The organism is Paenibacillus sp. GXUN7292 (assembly GCF_050864975.1).
Lineage (GTDB): Bacteria > Bacillota > Bacilli > Paenibacillales > Paenibacillaceae > Pristimantibacillus.
The window spans coordinates 49,903-69,319 of the sequence record NZ_JBOZWO010000023.1 but is presented as its reverse complement, the minus strand read 5'-3'; the positions used below and the strand labels follow the sequence as shown (position 1 = coordinate 69,319).

The 19,417-nt window shown below is 46.0% G+C and carries 15 protein-coding genes; 5 read left to right on the top strand and 10 right to left on the bottom strand.

What is annotated here, in order from left to right; translation table 11 throughout:
- Positions 1–76: 76 nt before the first annotated feature.
- Positions 77–1,093 carry a helix-turn-helix domain-containing protein gene (locus ACRRU2_RS18275; protein WP_432503851.1) on the bottom strand — a complete coding sequence of 339 codons (1,017 nt, stop codon included), beginning with the start codon at positions 1,091–1,093 and terminating at the stop codon, positions 77–79.
- A gap of 231 nt (positions 1,094–1,324) precedes the next feature.
- On the opposite strand from ACRRU2_RS18275, the gene ACRRU2_RS18270 reads away from it, so the two are divergent.
- On the top strand, positions 1,325–1,936 hold the full coding sequence (locus ACRRU2_RS18270; protein ID WP_331702698.1) for a superoxide dismutase: 612 nt from the start codon (positions 1,325–1,327) through the stop codon (positions 1,934–1,936).
- Positions 1,937–2,142: 206 nt separating this feature from the next.
- Positions 2,143–2,604 (top strand): hypothetical protein, encoded by a 462-nt coding sequence (locus tag ACRRU2_RS18265; RefSeq protein ID WP_432503848.1) that lies wholly within the window; start codon positions 2,143–2,145, stop codon positions 2,602–2,604.
- A 141-nt stretch (positions 2,605–2,745) separates the two neighbouring features.
- Here the strand turns inward: ACRRU2_RS18265 and ACRRU2_RS18260 are convergent, their stop codons facing one another.
- From ACRRU2_RS18260 to ACRRU2_RS18235, 6 genes are all read right to left on the bottom strand, one after another.
- On the bottom strand, positions 2,746–3,864 hold the full coding sequence (locus tag ACRRU2_RS18260) for a S1C family serine protease (RefSeq protein WP_331702696.1): 1,119 nt from the start codon (positions 3,862–3,864) through the stop codon (positions 2,746–2,748).
- Between the two features lie 13 nt (positions 3,865–3,877).
- Positions 3,878–5,146, bottom strand: coding sequence for an FxLYD domain-containing protein (locus tag ACRRU2_RS18255; protein ID WP_432503846.1), 1,269 nt, complete (start codon positions 5,144–5,146; stop codon positions 3,878–3,880).
- A 1,091-nt stretch (positions 5,147–6,237) separates the two neighbouring features.
- Positions 6,238–7,914, bottom strand: a complete 1,677-nt coding sequence (locus tag ACRRU2_RS18250; protein WP_432503844.1) for a ribulokinase — start codon at positions 7,912–7,914, stop codon at positions 6,238–6,240.
- A gap of 524 nt (positions 7,915–8,438) precedes the next feature.
- The gene (locus tag ACRRU2_RS18245; protein WP_331702182.1) at positions 8,439–8,933 is read right to left on the bottom strand and encodes a GNAT family N-acetyltransferase; all 495 of its coding nucleotides are present in this window, start codon (positions 8,931–8,933) and stop codon (positions 8,439–8,441) included.
- Between the two features lie 125 nt (positions 8,934–9,058).
- Positions 9,059–9,937, bottom strand: coding sequence for a UTP--glucose-1-phosphate uridylyltransferase GalU (gene galU, locus ACRRU2_RS18240; RefSeq protein ID WP_432503842.1), 879 nt, complete (start codon positions 9,935–9,937; stop codon positions 9,059–9,061).
- A 53-nt stretch (positions 9,938–9,990) separates the two neighbouring features.
- The gene (locus tag ACRRU2_RS18235; RefSeq protein WP_432503840.1) at positions 9,991–10,158 is read right to left on the bottom strand and encodes a hypothetical protein; all 168 of its coding nucleotides are present in this window, start codon (positions 10,156–10,158) and stop codon (positions 9,991–9,993) included.
- 176 nt (positions 10,159–10,334) lie between these two features.
- Here ACRRU2_RS18235 and trxB point away from each other — a divergent pair, with 176 nt between their 5' ends.
- Entirely contained in the window at positions 10,335–11,276 is a 942-nt protein-coding gene (trxB, locus tag ACRRU2_RS18230) for a thioredoxin-disulfide reductase (protein ID WP_432503837.1), read from the top strand.
- An 89-nt stretch (positions 11,277–11,365) separates the two neighbouring features.
- A complete protein-coding gene (locus tag ACRRU2_RS18225) occupies positions 11,366–12,805 on the top strand; it encodes an MATE family efflux transporter (protein ID WP_432503833.1) in 1,440 nt (479 codons plus the stop codon).
- 688 nt (positions 12,806–13,493) lie between these two features.
- On the opposite strand, the gene ACRRU2_RS18220 is transcribed toward ACRRU2_RS18225, so the two are convergent.
- Positions 13,494–15,254 (bottom strand): extracellular solute-binding protein, encoded by a 1,761-nt coding sequence (locus ACRRU2_RS18220; protein ID WP_432503831.1) that lies wholly within the window; start codon positions 15,252–15,254, stop codon positions 13,494–13,496.
- Between the two features lie 282 nt (positions 15,255–15,536).
- Here ACRRU2_RS18220 and ACRRU2_RS18215 point away from each other — a divergent pair, with 282 nt between their 5' ends.
- Positions 15,537–15,971: a Dps family protein gene (locus tag ACRRU2_RS18215; RefSeq protein ID WP_331702188.1), complete on the top strand. Its 435-nt coding sequence runs from the start codon at positions 15,537–15,539 to the stop codon at positions 15,969–15,971.
- 569 nt (positions 15,972–16,540) lie between these two features.
- Here the strand turns inward: ACRRU2_RS18215 and ACRRU2_RS18210 are convergent.
- Together ACRRU2_RS18210 and ACRRU2_RS18205 are read right to left on the bottom strand one after the other, a co-directional pair.
- Positions 16,541–17,179 carry a fumarylacetoacetate hydrolase family protein gene (locus tag ACRRU2_RS18210; protein WP_432503829.1) on the bottom strand — a complete coding sequence of 213 codons (639 nt, stop codon included), beginning with the start codon at positions 17,177–17,179 and terminating at the stop codon, positions 16,541–16,543.
- Positions 17,180–17,370: 191 nt separating this feature from the next.
- Entirely contained in the window at positions 17,371–19,359 is a 1,989-nt protein-coding gene (locus tag ACRRU2_RS18205; RefSeq protein ID WP_432503888.1) for an ABC-F family ATP-binding cassette domain-containing protein, read from the bottom strand.
- Positions 19,360–19,417 lie beyond the last annotated feature (58 nt).

The window sequence follows — 19,417 nt, the reverse complement described above, 5'->3', positions numbered from 1 at the left end:
CCGGATTTGCTTTTTTTGAACCGTTTTTCTTTTTTACTTTATCTTTAAAAATCAGCAGAAATGCCTCCTTAAGCCTTCATCCCTTCCCTTCCAGGCACGCAGCGCCGAGACGTCGCCGATACTCATTAGGCGTCATTCCTGTTTCCTTCTTGAACGCTCTGTTAAAATGCTGCATCGTAGCAAAGCCGCAGCCAGCCGCAGCTTCAGAAATGATCAGCCTAGAATTTAGCAATAGTTCCTTGGCCTGTTCAATTCGGATATGATTCACGTACTGAATAAAGGTCATTCCGGTATGTTCTTTGAACTGCTTGCTGAAATAAGACATGCTGACATCAAATGAGCGGCATATTCCCTCCAGCGTCAGCACGGAGAAGTAATTGTCCTGCACATATCTGCATGCTCGTTTAATAAGCAGCGGCATTTCATGCCCCCGCTGCGGCTTGACCCGCGCTACCCATAGCTCAGCGGCCCTTCGAAAATATATGGCTGCTTCAAGCTTGCTGTCAAAGGCTTCAGCAGCTTTTAAGCTGATCTTATGCCCGGTAAGCACTTGCTGCCACTTGGCTGAAAGCATATACAGCAGCCCTTGTCTTTCTCCTTGCAGCTTCTCCTGCATATTAAAAATATAGCTTAATAAGTCTGACTGCTCTTTCATAATCACATCCGGCTCCCGTTCCGGGAGTTGTTCAAAAAATGATTTAATGAGATGAATGTGCCGATACTGCAAATAATGCGACTCCGTTTGTTTCATCGCTTGCTTTAATGCATCAATGAGTTCTGCGTCTTCAAACGGTTCTACTAAATAATCAATGGCTCCGCAGCGCATAGCTTGCCTGATATGGCGATGCCAGCTGCTTTTTCCGGTCACGATAACAGCAATCGGCAGCTTGCGCTTATCAATCGCCTCTACCAGCGCCAAACCACTCAAATCAGGCAGCATAATATCAATGACGAGGACATTGGGCCAGCCGTTTCTTAATATCATCTCCCTGGCTTCCCCTGCAGATGACGCCTCGCCAATTATGGTATGACCGTTTTCTTCAGCTGTTTTTCGAATGGCTTCTCTGGTTGCGTTGTCCTGGTTTGCAATCAATATGTACAGCCTGATCTCCTCCTTCCGCGTCTGCCTGTATAATAAGCATAGCTTGTAAAGAGAAGAAAAATGACAGAAACGCAAAACTTCATCAAAACTTAATATGTTCTGCTTACAAATGATCACCGTTTTGCTTCAAATACTTTTTAAACACAAATGTTGATTTATTCATTTGTATAGGAGATAATAGAAATGATCAAACTACACATATTACTTAGGAGGTAATTTACAATGGCACATCAACTTCCAGCTTTGCCTTATGCACACAATGCGCTTGAGCCGCATATCGACGCACTAACGATGGAAATTCATCATGGCCGTCACCATAATACTTACGTTACAAATTTGAACGCAGCACTTGAGTCTGCTCCAGAGCTGCAAAACAAATCGGTAGAAGAGCTTATCGGCGATCTTGCCAGCGTTCCTGAAGCAATTCGCACTGCAGTGCGCAATAACGGCGGCGGACACGCTAACCACAGCTTGTTCTGGGAAACAATCGGACCAAACGCTGGCGGCGCTCCAACTGGCGCACTAGCGGCTGCAATCGACAGCGAGCTTGGCGGCTTCGATGCTTTCAAGGCCGAATTTGCAAAAGCTGCAACGACTCGCTTCGGCAGCGGCTGGGCATTCCTTGCTGTAGCTGACGGAAAGCTTAAAGTATACAGCTTGCCAAACCAAGACAGCCCAATTATGGAAGGTGAAACACCTATCCTTGGCCTTGACGTTTGGGAGCATGCTTACTACTTGAACTACCAAAACAAACGCCCTGATTATATCGCAGCATTCTGGAATGTTGTCAATTGGGATGAAGTTGGCAAACGTTACGAAGCAGCAGTAAAATAATAATGAAGTAACGGTTCGTCCTTTGTAAGGGCGGACCGTTTTTCTTTGCACCCTAAATAGAAAGCGCCTTCCCTGTGCCTGAGCATAGGGAAGGCGCTTTTTTATGCGCAAGGCAATTAACAAAAGAATAACACCATCTAGACGTTTGCCGCATATGATGAGAGCAAATTAGCTAGGCACTTGTTATATAAAGGAGAAGGTTAGGCATGACATCTTTCGATTCAACTATTGGCAACGAACATTTTGAAGGCGAAAATTTCCAAGAAGAGACTGGCTCCTTCTGCAATTGCTGCTTCTGCCGCTTCAATGCCGAGCAGGCGCTTCGCGCCCAATACTTCTTTGATCGCCCAGGCCCAGGAGGGCATGGCGGGCACGGTGGAGGTCACGGCGGGCATGGTGGACACGGAGGAGGACATGGCGGGCATGGTGGACACGGCGGGCATGGTGGACACGGCGGCTTCCCGCATGGCGGATTTCCACATGGCGGATTTCCACATGGCGGCGGAATTTTTGGACCTTGGGGCTTCCCACTCCCTATCCCGCTGCCAATTCCTTATCCGCAATATCCTCAATATCAGCCGTATGCTCCATATCCGCCATTATACATTTCTGTAGATGGCACCGGCGCCCCGGTCACTTACCCTGCCATAACAAATGAGCTGGCATAAGGATAAACGGCTTCACTTTTAGACAGGCGCATTTAACGGTGTAAAATAAGCGTGTATAAGCTTTCAAAACTTATATACTCTTATCAATTGGAAAAACGAGCTGGTTAGCGCTCTTCCTGAGCGCCAGCCAGCTCGTTTGCTTTAGGTGTTATTTATCGCTTTGCCTTTTCCAATCAGCAGCTTCAATTGATCGTTCTCATAGGCAACCGTATACGTTACCTGGTATTTACTTAACACATACTCCCCGTTTTTACGCTCGTCAACGGATAATACAGCTGTTACGATCGCTTCCTCCGCTGTATTGATCGATACATGCATATCGTCAATGACGACGTTGCGAGTATTCAAATACCCGGAACGGAACTTGTCATAGCTTGTGCCGTCGCGCCATGTGCCGCCCAACAAAGAGTAGGCATATACATAGTCATTATTATTTAAGCTGTCGTAAAAATGCGTAACTAAATATCCTGCCATTTGCTCCAAAGAAGTTTCTTCCAGACTGTTTTCATTCTCTGACGAAAGACTTAAGTTAGGGAGCATTTCCATTGGATGCTCTGACCATTCCTCAGCCATACCAATGACATTGGAAATAGGAATGCTAAATCCGATCGTTCCTTCCTCAACACCTGCTGAATTGATGCCGAGAACCTCGCCTGTTTTTTGGTCGACAAGCGGTCCGCCGCTGTTGCCTTTGGCGATCGGAGCTGATATTTGATAAAGATCAGTGTAGTCGTAATTATCTATTTTAAAGCTTCTGCCCACGCCGCTTATCATACCGGTTGTTACTGTGTTTTGAAACCCGAGCGGACTGCCGACAGCCAGCACATCATCGCCTACCTCCGCCTTTACATGCCGCACGAGCACCAGCGGCTCGGTTCCAACTAGCTCAGCTACTCGCACCACAGCTATATCCGTCGTCGTGCTTATACCGATCACCTCGCCTACAAGCTCTCTGGCATCAGAGGTTTTCACTCGAACATGTCTCGCGCCAGCCACAACGTGAGCATTTGTAATCAGGTCGCCCTTCGTATTATATAAAAAACCTGAGCCTTGATTGCCGCCTTCTGTTTCAATCATGACAACCAGCTTCTGGGTTTCAAATATTATATCCTTTAGCGATCTCGAATAATCGGTTAGTGCAAGCAGCGGCTTGCCAGCCAGCTGCGCAGGCACTTCAGCCCGAACGTAGAAGGCAGCTACGCTGCCCGCACAAATAATAATCAGAAGCCCCATTACTGTAAACCATAAATAATTTTTCATGTATTGCCGCCTCCTAGTCCAAATACCAAGTAGCATGGTCGATGACTACGGTACAATCGTCTACAAACACGCCGTATACCGTCGTATAAAATTTCATCGATTCGCCTGCTTCAATATAATCCGGAGACGCCGATGCCGTACCGCTGCTAACTTTTTTACCGGAAGCATCATAAATCGAATATTCTACTTCAACCGAATGAATCGGTTTTGTAGCAGCATTGCGCAAAAAGCCTTCAATAACAAGATTGCCTTCCTCATCTAGCATGCGGTCAATTTTCACAACCTCAACAGCAGCTGTTTGATTAATTAAATCTTCCTCCGCAGCTTTTTGCATAGCCTGCTCAATCCTTTGCTGCTCTTCACGTTCATATTTGGCTTGCTCCTGCCTGATTTTATCCTGCAGCGACAGCAGCTCCGGACTGCCAATTACTAAGGCCAGCGCTTGTTCCACGATAGCAGATGCTTTTGTATAGTTTTTCTTTTTCAAAAAATCATTAGCTTCTTTAGTGCTTAGATCAATAAGCTTCGATTGCAGCTCATCCTTCAGAGCATCCGCTTCACCGCCTGCAAGCCCGCTGACCGCATGCAAATGCTCCGTTATTTGCTTAATCGTCGTGGCATAGTACATTTCTTTTGAAAGCTTATGTACTTTAAGTCCTACCGACAGCTCATCCAGCTTGCCCCGCAGCTTAGAGTAAACAGGCTCCTTCCTCCCTGTAAGCTTGGAGCGCGCCTGATCCAGCTGTTTTTCCGCTTCGAGCGCCGCGCCGGCTTGAATTTGCTCCTCCGCTTTATTCAGTAATCCTTCAAGCTCTATCGCATGAAGCACGATATCCTCATCGGACTGCAAAGCATTGAACTGGGGACGCTTGGCAGAAGCGACATGCAGCTTGGCGAGCGCATCGTCGTAATTTCCGGCAAGCGCAGCTGTTCTGGCATCCTGCTGCAATTTCAACACTTCGTTATTTATGTTCAGTTCATATTGATAATATAAGAAAACCGCGCCTGATGCTGTTAATGCAAAAGCCAGCAATGCAGAAATTGTAATCCATATTCCTACCTTGCTTTTTACTCTGCCCCTGCTCGATTCGGGTTTACTATCCACTACTTCTATCGCAGCTGCCTGCTCTCGTAAGGATGGATTTAATTCAGCTGCTGACAACGGATTGCCCTCTATATAATCACCAAGCTGCTGAGTATCAAGCTTGGCACCGCAATGGCTGCAATAGTTAGCATCTTCAGCATAGCTTCTGTTGCAATGAAGACAATGCACTTTATTCATCCTCCAACCCCAATATTGTTTCTCTCTCTACGTCCATGATTATCCTTTATTGGTATCCGTCTATTCTCTCTCTATTTAACTCTTTCTCTACCTATCTATTCTATATCATCAAGTTAATAATCTCCATTTTATTTTGCTAGTACAATTTACCTAACTCCCAGCTCCGGCTGGCAAATTTCGTGGAAAAATAGTCCATTTGACGCACCTTGAGCACCTCTGGCCGCAAAGCTATGTCATCTTTTCTTACATGAGAATGCCTGCAAATATGAATCTATGACATTCATCAGAAAGTTGACAAACCCTTTATATCGCGAAGTATGCTAACTAAAAGTAGTTTTGAGGTGGTCGCGACCGGTTTGAGACGTTTTAAGGTGGCGCCTACTGGTTCTGTATGAAATTTCATATTCAATCCTGACCTTAAGAGGTAAGCGGGAAGCCGTCGATTCGTTGTAGTAGTTTAATAACCGAACAAAACGTCTTAATGCCATCTGTTTAGAATTGTAACGGAACTGAGAGGCTCTATTTAGTAATAAAAAGGTGTTTTAATACTGTAACGGAACTGTGGAGCGCTATAGGTGATCTTTTCCCCGTTTAGGTGGTGATTTTGAGTAAATAAGGTTTCTCAGTTCCGTTAGATTTTAGAATAAGCTGATTTCCGTACAATAGCGTGTCTCAGTTCCGTTAGCATTTTTCAACGGCCTGAAAAACTGTATTTAGTTTGGCATAATTCACAAATTATGGGGGATTTCTATCTGGATGAACGGCTCCGTTATCCTTTGCTTTTACGAAGGAGGCGCGTGTACCGATGAAAAAAACTGCCGATTAGTATCGGCAGTTTCACAGTAAGAACAATTGCTGGTTACTCTTTAACATTTCAATTTTTTGTTGAAGATACTCATCTAAATGTACATGCTCTAGCAAAACATTATGCTTCCGTCAACGCTTTCGTCAATGGTCGCTCATATGATGGCATTATTATCGCAAAATTAAACAGTATGCTTCCTCACGCGCTTTAATCAGCGGCCCTCTCTTGTCATCCCATGATCTAGTAATACTCTCTTGATCGTTTTGTTGGCAAATGGCTCTTCGCATTAGTTTGCGGCTTGCCCTTCTTTAATCACTCTAAGGCGTTTCATTACGTCATTTCCGCCTCTGCCGAAGTAATCATGCAGCTGCAAATATTCCAAATACAGCTGATCATAAATAGCTGCACGCTGCGGATCAGGCTTATAGGTTTCCTCGCGCACTCGTCCCATTGCTGCGGCAGCGTCAACCAGGCTATCATAGCCGCCCTTATCGGAACCGGCAGCAACAGCGCCATACATCGACGCGCCTAGTGCATTAGTTTGCTTGGAATCGGCAATTTTGATTTCTTTATTCGTAACGTCCGCGTAAATTTGCATCAATAACGCATTTTTTTGCGGCAAACCGCCGCAAGCATACAACTCATCTATAACAAAGCCGTTCTGCTCAAATGCTTCGATAATTTTACGAGTGCCGAATGCAGTTGCTTCAAACAAGGTTCGGTATATTTCCCAAGGCTTAGTCAGAAGATTAAGACCTACGATTGTTCCAGTCAAACTCGGATCTACAAGTACGGAACGATTGCCATTCCACCAGTCAAGCGCAAGCAGGCCGGACCGCCCAGGAGACAGCTCGCTCGCTTTGCGCGTTAAATACTGATGCACCGACTCCCCCGCCGCTTCTGCATCTTTATGAATATAAGCAGGTACGGCTTCCTCAACATACCATTCAAAAATATCGCCTACCGCTGCTTGCCCAGCCTCGTAAGCATAGTATCCGGGTATAATGCCGTCCTCTACAACTCCGCCTACCCCTTCGACATGCTTTTCTTCATCGGCGAGCAGCAAATGGCAGATCGAGGTTCCCATCGCCATCACTAGCTTGCCGGGCGTAACAACGCCAACTCCCGGCATTCCCGCATGTGCATCAATAATGCCTACTGCTACGGCAGTGCCAGCCTCAAGGCCGATCCGTTCCGCCATTGCTGCTGTAAGCTCACCCGCCTTCGAGCCTAAAGACAGAACCTCGCCCCGCAGCTTTGTGTCATGAAGATTGGCGAGTCTTGCATCCAGGCTTTCCAGGAACTCGTTAGACGGATAGCCATCCTGCTTATGCCAAAGCGCCTTATAGCCTGCTGTGCAGCTGCCCCGCTTTAACGTACCGGTCATTTGGCTAATAACCCAATCAACAGCTTCAACAAATTGATCACTTGCTTCAAAAATTTCAGGGGCTTCATCAAGTACCTGCCATATCTTGGCGTGCATCCATTCGCAAGAAATCGTTCCGCCGTAGCGAGGCAGCCATTTCTCCCCGCTCGACAGCGCCTGACTCGTAATCTGATCCGCTTCCTCCTGCGCCGCATGATGCTTCCAAAGCTTCACCCAGCTATGCGGATTATCGCGATACTGGGTCTGAACGCATAGCGGCGTGCCATCTGCGTCAATAGGCAATATCGTACACGCCGTGAAATCGATCCCGATACCGATAATATCACTTGGTTCAACACCTGACTGCTGAACGACAGCAGGAATAGATTGCTCTAAAACTTCAATATAATCAGCAGGGTGCTGCAGCGCCCAGTCATGCTCAAGCTTTGTGCCAGAGATAGGAAGCCGCTCATCAATGACATGGTGCCGGTATGGCGTTACATGCTCAGCAATTTCAGTTCCGTCATGCAAATCTACTAAAACCGCACGGCCAGATTGTGTACCATAATCCAATCCAATTGCATATTTTTTTGACATGAGTAGTACTCCCCTATTCCATGTTATCGATAACATTATCGACATCAGTATAGCATAACTTTTTCGAAAAAAGTATAACAATGTAAAGGATTTCAATTTGGTTTTACGGGAGGCTGCAGGTTTTACTTTATTACATCAAATTTGCTGAAAGGATACATGGACAATGCGGACGAGCTGCGGACCGTCTTTCTTTCAAACCTAAGAATGAAAGACTGCAAAAGTTAAACGCTAAAGAACTCGATTGGACACTATAACGAAGGAATAGGAGAGTGTTGGTTAATTGGGTTCAGTGGTTTCCATTTTCTAAACTGGTTTTCTTTATTCGATCTACAAGTGTGTTTAAACGCTTGACTTTTTCCTCGTTAATAGTGAAGGAATATCCTTGCTTGCTATAATATGAACCATGTCCACCGAATCTAAGGGATATTTTCGATTCATCTTTCAAGTAGTAAATTAATTTTGGCGTGAATTTAAAAAGCGCCCTGCCAAGCTCGAAAGCTCGCACAGAACGCTTGTTCAACAATTTACGAATTTGCCAGCAATCCGCGATATACCCCTGGCACGGAATCCGGTATTTCGATAGCGCCAACCTGTTTGGCATAAAAGTCCACCGGTCCTGCGGCGCCAATAACGGCATAACCGTAGCCTTCCTCCTTCATCGCATGCAGAGAAGCTAAAAGCAGCGCTTTACCTACGCCTTGTCCACGCGTTTCTTCAGATACGCCAGTCGGCCCAAAAAAGCCGCGCAAGGTGCTGTCATAGCATGCAAAGCCCAGCATCTTACTCTTGTTTGAACCCGGAATTTCAGCAGCGGCAATAAAACATGTTACAGGCTGTCTTGAAAAAGCAACCTCGCACTCGCTCTTCCAATATTCGCTGAAATGCTCCTGCGCCCATTTTGCTACAGCATTTTTCTCCGGGCCAAGGCCTCTGCGAATAACAATCCCTTTATTTTTCATATCCTCCATCACTGGTCCAAGCTCTGGCAGATCATACAACTTCACAAGCATATCCGGCATTTGAATATTCCTCCATAGCAGCATATTTAATAATTAGCTATTAATGACACGCTAGTAGTTTATCACATTGTCTAAAGGTTTGTAATCACTCTCAATGGCGCTTGAACGGCCACCAGCGGTACCAGTTACTTCTCATATTCACGCAAGCGCTCCAGCATATAACGTCTCACACTTTCACTAAGATCCTCCCGCTCCAGCGCAAAATCAATAGTAGCCTTAATAAAGCCAAGCTTATCCCCAACATCATGCCGCCGTCCTTCAAAGCGATACGCCAATAAAGAGCTTAGCTTGTTCAGCTCCTGCAGACTGTCTGTCAATTGGATTTCTCCGCCCTTTCCAGGCTGAGCCTTCTCAAGCAAATCGAATATTGCAGGGTCCAGAACATATCGTCCGACTACCGCAAAATTTGACAGCGCAGTACCGGGGGCAGGCTTCTCTACAATCGATTGGACTTTTTCTACTGCATTTTTGCCTGAAATATCGACGATGCCATATCGATGCGTTTGATCCTTTGGCACCTCCATTACGGCAACGACAGAAGTGCGCTGCTCTTCATATATATCTATCATACTTTTTAAACATGGAGGATTAGAGGTTAAAATATCATCGCCAAGCAGCACTGCAAATGGTTCATCGGCAATAAATCTGCGTCCGCACAACACAGCATGTCCCAGCCCTAGCGGCTCCTTCTGCCGGACATAGTAAATATCTGCCAACTGCGAAATATCACGCACAATTTGGAGCATCTCTTCATTGCCCCGCTCCTCCAGCTCCGCTTCCAACTCGAAAGATTTGTCAAAATGGTCCTCAATTGCACGCTTATGTCTGCCGCTTATAATTACAATGCTTTCAATGCCTGATTTAACAGCTTCCTCTACAATATATTGAATGGCCGGCTTATCAATAATAGGCAGCATTTCCTTGGGCTGGGCTTTAGTTGCAGGCAAAAAACGCGTCCCAAGGCCGCCTGCGGGAATAATCGCTTTACGAATCGTTCTTCTCACTGATATAACCACCTTTACTCTAATTGCTTTTGCGAGCCTTTCGAGGGTGTCGATTAATTGTGGATAGGGCAATAAGCAGTCGAAAGAGACGCTACTACGATCAAGTTTGGGATTCCGACCGCTTGGCCTACAAAGGCGGATGCTGCCGCTTCTCCATTCCAATCTTGCTCTTCGTTCCCCATTCTTTTTGCTTGCAATAGTTGCCCACAATTAATCGACACCCTCCTTTCTTTCATTATAACCTGTAGCAATAGCAATATCCTATATTAAGACGCCCTGATTTTTTCAAAATCATTTCAATGTACTAGAAGGCTTACGGAACAGCATTGACATTTTTTCTTATTTATAATAATTTTAATTTACTATTCATTATATAGCATGACTAGGAGGTCATATTATGTATAAAACGATTATTGTCGGAACCGGACCTGCGGGACTAACGGCCGCTATATATTTGGCTAGAGCAAATATGCAGCCATTAGTAATTGAGGGCTGGCAGCCTGGCGGGCAGCTTACAACTACGACTGAAGTGGAAAACTTCCCGGGCTTTCCAGACGGCATTCTAGGCAGCGAGCTGATGTCTAATATGCGCAAGCAAGCTCAGCGTTTCGGAGCACAATTTAAAACTGGTGCTGTTAAAAGCATTGATTTCAGTAAGCAACCTTATACGTTGGAAGTAGAAGGATTAGGAGCTTTGCAAGCAGAGTCCGTTATTATATCAACTGGCGCTTCCGCTAAATATTTGGGCATTCCTGGGGAGCAAGAAAACTTAGGCCGCGGGCTAAGCACTTGTGCAACCTGCGACGGCTTCTTCTTCCGGGGCAAAAAAATTACCGTAATCGGCGGAGGCGACTCTGCAATGGAGGAAGCTTCATTCCTTACGCGCTTTGCCACCGAGGTTCGCATCGTTCACCGCAGAGATGAGCTGCGTGCCTCCAAAATAATGCAGGATCGGGCAAAAGCCAATCAAAAAATTAAATGGAGCCTCAACCGCACGCCTCTTGAAGTAGTAGCAACTGAGAACGGGGTACAAGCGCTCAAGGTTCGCAATAACCTTACAGGCGAAGAAGAATTGCTTGAAACAGAAGGAATATTTGTATCCATCGGTCATACGCCAAACACAGCTTTTCTAAACGGACAAATTACTACAGACGAGCAAGGCTACATCATCGTTAAGCCGGGCAGCTCGGAAACGAATATTCCCGGCGTATTCGCCTGCGGAGACGTGCAGGATAAAACGTACCGCCAAGCCATTACGGCGGCAGGCAGCGGCTGTATGGCGGCGCTTGATTGCGAGCGCTACTTGGAAGCGCTGGCTGATGCTGCTATTACCGTATAATCGTAAAGCTGCTGAATGAATCACAGTTGGGGATAGGATTTGCCTTCCTGATATGCTAATATGATTTATTGGCTATTTACATCAGGAAGGTGACACACTTGACAAACGCTTCATCGTTGGAAAATTCCTCCGTCAGCAGCAAACATTTAAACTTATTTTTATTAACCTGGCCTATATTTATAGAGCTGTTTCTCTTCATGTTCATGGGGATCGCCGACACGCTGATGATCAGTGCCATATCGGACAATGCTGTATCAGGCGTCGGCGCCGCGAACCAATACCTGCTTATTGCTATTTTGCTGCTAGAGGTAGTAGGAAACGGTGCTTCCATCGTTGTTGCCCAATATATTGGGTCGCGCAATTATTTGGGGGCTTCCAAAATTGCCGCGCTTGCGATCACACTCAATTTATTAGTCGGATTACTGATTAGCTTGTTATTTTTCCTTTGTAACGGAATTTTACTGCAGGCAATTAACCTGCAAGGTGAAGTGCTCATACATGCGAAAAGCTATTTGACAATAGTAGGCAGCTTTATATTTTTGCAGGCGATCATTAATTCGATTTCAGCAATTATTCGCGTTTATGGCTATACGAAGCAAGCGATGTTTGTGTCGCTGGGCATGAACATTATTCATATTATCGGAAACTACCTGCTTATTTTTGGCAAGCTCGGATTTCCGCAGCTTGGCGTTGAAGGGGCAGCCATCTCCTCAGCCGCAAGCCGGCTGCTTGCTCTGATTGTGTTCATCTGGCTGCTGTACAAAGTGCTGCCTGTACGTATCCATCTGCACTATTACTGGACGCTGTCCAAGGAGTATGTAGGCAAAATATTAAAGATAGGCATTCCGGCCGCGCTTGAGCAGGTTCTCTATCATACCTGCCAGCTCGTGTTCTTGTTCTACATTACGTATCTTGGCGAGACAGCGCTGGCTGCCAAAAACTATGTCAGCAATATCGCTATGATTACAATCAATGCGTCGCTCGCGATCGGTATGGGCACATCCATCATTATAGGCAGACTTATCGGCGCAGGCGAACAGACGAAGGCGTATTATCGCGTTTGGAAAAGCACCATTTGGGCGGTCGCCGTCTCGCTTGTCTTAATTAGCGGCATTGTCTTGTTCAGATATCCGTTAATGAATGTTTTTACCGAGAATAGAGAAATTATCGAGCTGGGGGCTCAAATTCTGCTCTTGTGCTTCATTCTGGACACGGGACGTTCAGTTAATATCGTTTTAGTCAATTCCTTGCGCGCTGCCGGAGATGCTAAATTTCCGCTGTATATGGGATTGATATCGATGGCTTGCATGAGCCTGCCTCTTGGCTGGCTGCTTGCTTTCCATTACAATCTCGGACTTGCCGGCATATGGCTGGCAATTGCTGCAGATGAGTGGCTGCGGGCTGTCATTATGTTTTTCCGCTGGCGCAGCCGCGCTTGGGAAAAGCATCGCTTAGTCGATCAAGCGCCATTAAAACAGAAGGAAAAACGGGTTCGCCGGCAAAACGTCCCCTATAATCAGCTGCCATAATTGCCTAATGGTTGCCATAGAGGCTATTTCGATTAATTTAGCTCATTTGAGCTTTTAACGGTTGTCACGAGCGTTATTGTACCCTTTCTCGTGCAAAATCAGTGCTTTTTGGGAAATTAAGCGCAACAGCAACCGTCAAGGATAAACGGCTCCGCCGTCCTTTAGATCGGCGCGTTTACCGATGAAATATAGGAACAAGTATAAGGTGAAAACATATACTTTCCTATATTTTAGAAAATTTAAACCATCAATTTTGCACGAATAGCGTTTGTGGCAACCCTTAGAAAATTTAAACCATCAATTTTGCACGAATAGCGTTTGTGGCAACCCTTAGAAAATTTAAACCATCATTTTTTCACCAATAGCGTCTGTGGCACCCTTAGAAAATTCAAACCATCATTTTTGCACCAATAGCGTCTGTGGCAACCCTTAGAAAATTTAAACCATCATTTTTGCACCAATAGCATCTGTGGCAACCCTTAGAAAATTCAAACCATCATTTTTGCACCAATAGCGTCTGTGGCACCCTTAGAAAATTTAAACCATCATTTTTTCACCAATAGCGTCTGTGGCACCCTTAGAAGTTCATCATTGCTTAGTAATTTTTAAAAAAAGCAGCGATACCGCTTTAAAAGCGGCTCACTGCTTTTTCGTATTTGCTATTTTCACCATTCCGTTTAGTCTTGCTTTATTTTTTAGAAAAAGCGTCCATAATGGAAACATAATCGTTATTCTTTTGCAAATTGCTGATGTACTGGTCCCACTGATCTATCGTTGCTGCCCCCATAATAACCTTTACCTTCAACTGCAGCATTTCTTCGTCCAGCTGATACTTAAGGGAACGCTGTTGATTATCGAGCTTAGCATACAATTGCGTTTCAAGCAGCGGCTTAGCTGCAATCAACTCTCTCGCTTCAGCTATTTGATTGTAGCGTTCTTTTATAGCTTTCGACGCGTTATCTAGCTTCACTTCAGATGTGCCCGTAATCTCCTTGGCGAAATGGCGAAGCTGGTCATCTTGCTTCTGATCATTTGCAATCGTGTGGAGAGCATTCATCATTTCTAAAGCGCCGTCCAGCTTCTCTTTTTTTGACAGGCTGCTGACAATGTAAGCCCCTTGATAAGCAGATTGCGCGCCTGTTACGGCTTGCGCGGAATCGGAGCTTTTAAGCGATATTAACGGCTTGAATTGCTGCTTGCTGTCCATCTCTGCCTCTGCAGCTTCAGCAAGCTTCATGGCAAGGAAGCCTGCTTTGCCATCCTTAAAGCCTTTAGTGGCAGCTGCTTTTGTCAAAACAAAAACTTCCGGATCAATTAAGCCTTCTGCGTAAGCTTTAGTTAACCATTGCAAAGCTTTTCTTGTTCCTTCCGATGCGGCAAGATCAACCAGCTTGCCGTCCTTCAGCTCATAACGCGAAGCATTTTCATTAAAGACGTGCTCTACCCATGCCAGTGTACCGAGACTATTCTTATCAATATAGCCCGTCAGCCCATACGTGTCTTTTTTGCCATTGGCATCAGGATCATATGAAGCAAACATTTCCATGACTGTATATAATTCGTCCATCGTCTTCGGAGCAACCAGTCCTAGCCGATCCAGCCAATGTTCATTTGCAACCGGAAAGCTAGCATCAATTGAAGAAGCTATTTTAGGAATAGCATACAGGTCATTATAAACAGCTCTAACTTCCTCGACAGCTTGTTCTGAAAGCTTATTTAAAGCTGAATACTTTGTTATATGGCTATCAAGCTTCCATGTTATAGAAGACAGCAGATCAAGCGGAAAAATGGTAATGTCAGGGGTATAGGATAAATCGGCCATATCTCCCGCTGCGATCATGAGATTCAACTTCTCCTGATAATAATCAGCAGGAATATGCTCCCATTGTACAGAAATCTTATTATTTTCCTCCAAATGCTTGCTAAGCTGCTTTACTAATTCCATGGTATCAGTCTCTGACTGCGCCTCAGACATCCGCAGGGCAATCCTGATATTTTTCATTTCTTTAGTGGTGATTTCTACAGTTTCCTCACTGGCTTGCCAGCTTACTGAACGACCATCAGCTTCAGCCGTAAATCTAAGCGGTATATACACTTCACCATCAAGCATATGTACTGGCTTTGGCAATTGATAGGCAGCATTATTGATCGTGGCAATCTTTTGGTCTAACGAAAATCGCAGCTCCGTACCATACTTGAAGCCTGCAAGCTGCTTCGTTTCTTCATTCCAGCCCACATTAAAACCAAGGCTTTCAAGCAGTGTCCTGGCAGGTGCCATCGTAATGCCATCCTTCACATATGGCTCTTGATTAAAAGCTATTGCTTCGCCATTCAACAGCACCTTCGGCCGCTTGCTATTCGCTATGTCCTCAGTCGTATCAGCAAATACAGCCGCCGGGAACATCGCCAGCATACATAAAGTAATAATAATTCCAAACGCCTTCCTCATCTTATCCCGCCTTTCCTAAGACATGAAATGATAGTTACCCTTTTAACCTTACCAAATGTTAACAATATTGCCAATGTGTTTTCCATATCTTGTTCTAAAAGAGTTTTAAACGAATAGCACGAAGCTTAAACAACTGTCATTCTGATAAAGAGAATAGGTCTTGACTTCTTCACTCTTATTTGTAATAATTATAAATAAGGAATTAATATAAATAATATTTCTGTTTCAGAATAAATTTATTGGTTTAGATAAATTCTATAGGAAAAGGAAGGATGAGAAATAATGACTTTACACAATGAACTAAACAAACAAATTGCCAACTGGAGCACGCTATACATTAAACTGCACAATTACCACTGGTATGTGAAGGGCTCGCAGTTCTTTACACTACATGAGAAATTTCAAGAATTGTATGAGGAAGCTGCCCTGCATGTCGATGAAATTGCTGAACGTTTGCTTGCCGTCAAAGGTAAGCCTATTGCAACGATGAGCGATTATTTGAAAACTTCCAGCATAAAAGAAGCAAATAATATCGAAACTGCGGAGCAGATGGTCGATCAGCTTATCGCTGACTTTACGACAATTATTCAAGAGCTGAAAACGGCCATGAATATCGCGCAGCAAGAAAATGATGAAACGACTGCGGATATGCTGCTTGCTATTCATACTTCACTTGAAAAGCATGTTTGGATGCTTAGCGCGTTCAACGGCAGATAATCGATTTTCCTTAACCTAATGAGACATACTGCGAAAAGCTGTTCTCCAGCAGGCAAGCCTGCCAGGGAACAGCTTTCTTCTTTTCGCCCAAAATCCGTATTCACCTCATTATTTTTTGGAAAAGTATACAATGAAGAATAGACAGGTGCTCGTGGAAACTAAGTACATTTTGTGTACCAACCTATAATGTAGTTTTTCAGAGGCAGCACTGCATCAAGTTTGGGCTTACGACCGCTGTTGTAGTCCAATTTTTGACTCCTATAAAATCTGTAATGGTTAAAACGCGAGAAGCTGATTGGATTGGAGCACTTACTTTGCAAAATTGTAACGGTCACAAATGACCGTAGGAGCCTTGTTTTCCGCCATTTGAATTGTAAACGGACAAAAATGTCCTTTAGATAGCTTTTTCCCTTTAAAATAGCTGATTTGGTCGTATAAAGGTCACCAGTGTCCGTTACAATTATTTTTACGCCATTTTTGCCAGCTAAGGGTCACTTATGTCCGTTAGAGTTCCTCATAAATAAAAAAGTCATCCTGAACCCGTCAAGATGACTTTTCATTATGACCAATTAGCCACCAAGCTTTATAACGCAGCCGCCCAGCTTTTGCCCGCCCCAGTATGCTTCGAACTTATCCTTATCACACAGGGCTCCAACTCCTGCAGGAGTTCCTGTAAAAATAATATCGCCAGGACCAAGGCCATACTGCTCCTCTATATATTGAACGAGTTGTCCGATGCTTAGCAGCATATCCTTCGTGCAGCCGCGCTGCACCTCCTGCCCGTTGCGCAACAATGTAAATTCCTGCTCGGCAAGCGCAGCTTCGCCCGGATATTCTATCCATCTGCCAAGCGGTGCAGATTGCTTGAAGCCTTTGGCAGGCAACCACGGCAAACCTTTCGCTTTCAGTCCGCTTTGAATATCGCGCAGCGTCAAATCCAATCCCAGCGTCATCGCCTCGATATACCTGTCAGGCTGCAAACCCGGCGCATACCGGTCACCGACTCTAATCACGATTTCCAGCTCGTAATGAATCTCGCCCTTATCATCCGGCAGCTGCAGCTCGCTATCGTCTAGCAGGGCCGCAGCGTGAGATGGCTTCATGAAAATTAGCGGCTCGCTTGGCACCTCGTTGCCAAGCTCCAGCGCATGCAAGCGGAAGTTACGGCCTACGCAATAAATATTCCCAATCTTCAGGCTGTCGGTCATCGATTACTTTCCTCTCTATATCCAAATTCACCGCGGCACACAGCTTCCACTAGCTCTGCTTCTGTGCTGTTGATTGCTATGCAAAGCTTCCGCGAACCCAATGTTGTTTTCTAAGCAAGCTTATTTAAGCCGATGCTGTTTGCTAAGCTTAGTCCTGCTTGTGCACCGCTTTTCTCAGTTAACAGTTTCTACTAGCCCTGCTTCTGTGCTGCTATTTGCTCAGCCAGCTCATTCAGCTCCGTCCAGCGATCCATTAGCTGCTCCAGCTTCTCTTCCAGCTGCTGCTGCTCCAGCATAAGCTCCTGCAATCGGCCTGCATCGCTGCTCGCTCCATCCATTTGCTCTCCTACTGCTGCCAGCTGCTGCTCGGCCTCTGCAATCCAGTCATCAATCTGCTCAAAGTCCCTTTGCTCCTTGTAGGACATCTTAAGCGCCCGACCTTTTGCTGCGCTGCTGGTTGCTTCATTCGCATCCAGGGAAGCAGCACCCTCAGCAGAGACTGAAGCTGCTTTGCTGCTATTATCTGCCCGATTGCCCTTTGCGGCTGCGGAGTCGGAACCAGCTTGTCCCGAAAGCGCCTCTTTTTTCTGCACAGCCTCAAAGTATTCCGAGTAGTTGCCTTCATGCTCTTCAACTATGCCATCGCCTTCAAACGAAAAGATCGTATCTACTGTCCGGTCCAGGAAATAGCGATCATGGGAGACGATAAATACAACGCCCGGAAATTCATCCAAATATTGCTCCAATACCGTTAAAGTTGCAATATCCAAATCATTGGTAGGCTCGTCCAGCAGCAGCACATTCGGCGCATTCATCAATACGCGCAGCAGCTGCAGACGGCGCTTCTCGCCGCCGGACAGCTTGCTGATCGGCGTCCACTGCATCGTTGGGGAGAATAAAAAGCGCTCTAGCATTTGAGCGGCTGATATCGTCGTACCATCAGCTGTCCGCACCTGCTCCGCATCCTGCCGTATATATTCAATTACACGCATGTTGTCATCCATCTCGTCATGCTCTTGCGCGAATACGCCCAGCTTGACCGTCATGCCCAGCTCTATCGTGCCTTCGTCCGGCTCCAGCTGGCCTGCAATCAGCTTAAGCAGCGTAGATTTGCCCATTCCGTTGCGTCCTACAATGCCGACCCGATCCTCAGGAACGGCGATAAAGCTAAAATCGCGTATAAGCTCTTGTCCGCCCAGCGATTTGCTGACATGCTCAAGCTCCACAATTTTGCGGCCGAGACGAGCCGAGGCAACGGATACGTCGAGCTTTCCGCCGCTCGCCTTTGGCGCATCTGCCTTCAAAGCCTCAAAGCGGTCGATCCTCGCTTTCTGCTTCGTCGTACGCGCCTTCGCACCGCGCCTTATCCAGGCAAGCTCTCGGCGAAGCAAGTTTTGGCGCTTAGCCTCCGAGGCTGCCTCACGCTCCTCGCGCTCCAGCTTCAGCTCCAAAAAGCGGCTATAGTTAGCTTGATAGAAATAAGCCGTGCCTTGATCCAGCTCGATTACGCGATTGCTTACCCGATCCAGAAAATAGCGGTCATGCGTAATCATAATAAGCGCGCCGCGCCGCTTTTGAAGCATCCCTTCGAGCCAAGCTACCGATTCATTATCGATATGGTTCGTCGGCTCATCCAAAATCAGCACATCTGACGGCAGCAGCAATGCAGCCGCCATCGCTACCCGCTTGCGCTGCCCGCCCGACATCGCATCGACAGGCTTGTCGAACTCGGCAATGCCGAGACGGGACAGCACATTCTTTGCCTCGCTCTCCAGCGTCCACGCATCAAGCTCATCCATCGTCTGATTCGCTTTAATAAGCTCCTTTTGGAGCGCTTCATCTGAAGGGTTAAGCTCCAGGCCCTGCATAATGCGGGCATACGCCTGCACAGCGCGCAGCTGTGCCGAATCTCCTCCAAGCACATGCTCAAGCGCCGTTTCACCCGGCTGGAATACAGGGTCCTGCGCCAGCATCCGTACCGCAACCTGTCTGCCGATCGTCACCTTGCCCGAATCCGGCTGCTCCAGCCCGGCTATTACTTTCAACAGCGTTGATTTGCCTGTTCCGTTGACTCCGATAATACCAATTTTGTCACCCTCCTCCACGCCGAAGGTCACATTTTCAAACAATATTTTTTCGCCATAGCTCTTTGTAATTTGCTCAGCTGATAATAAATGCATCATTAAAACCTACTTTATCAAGAGTAATTGTCTTTATTATATCGACACTCGTATCATA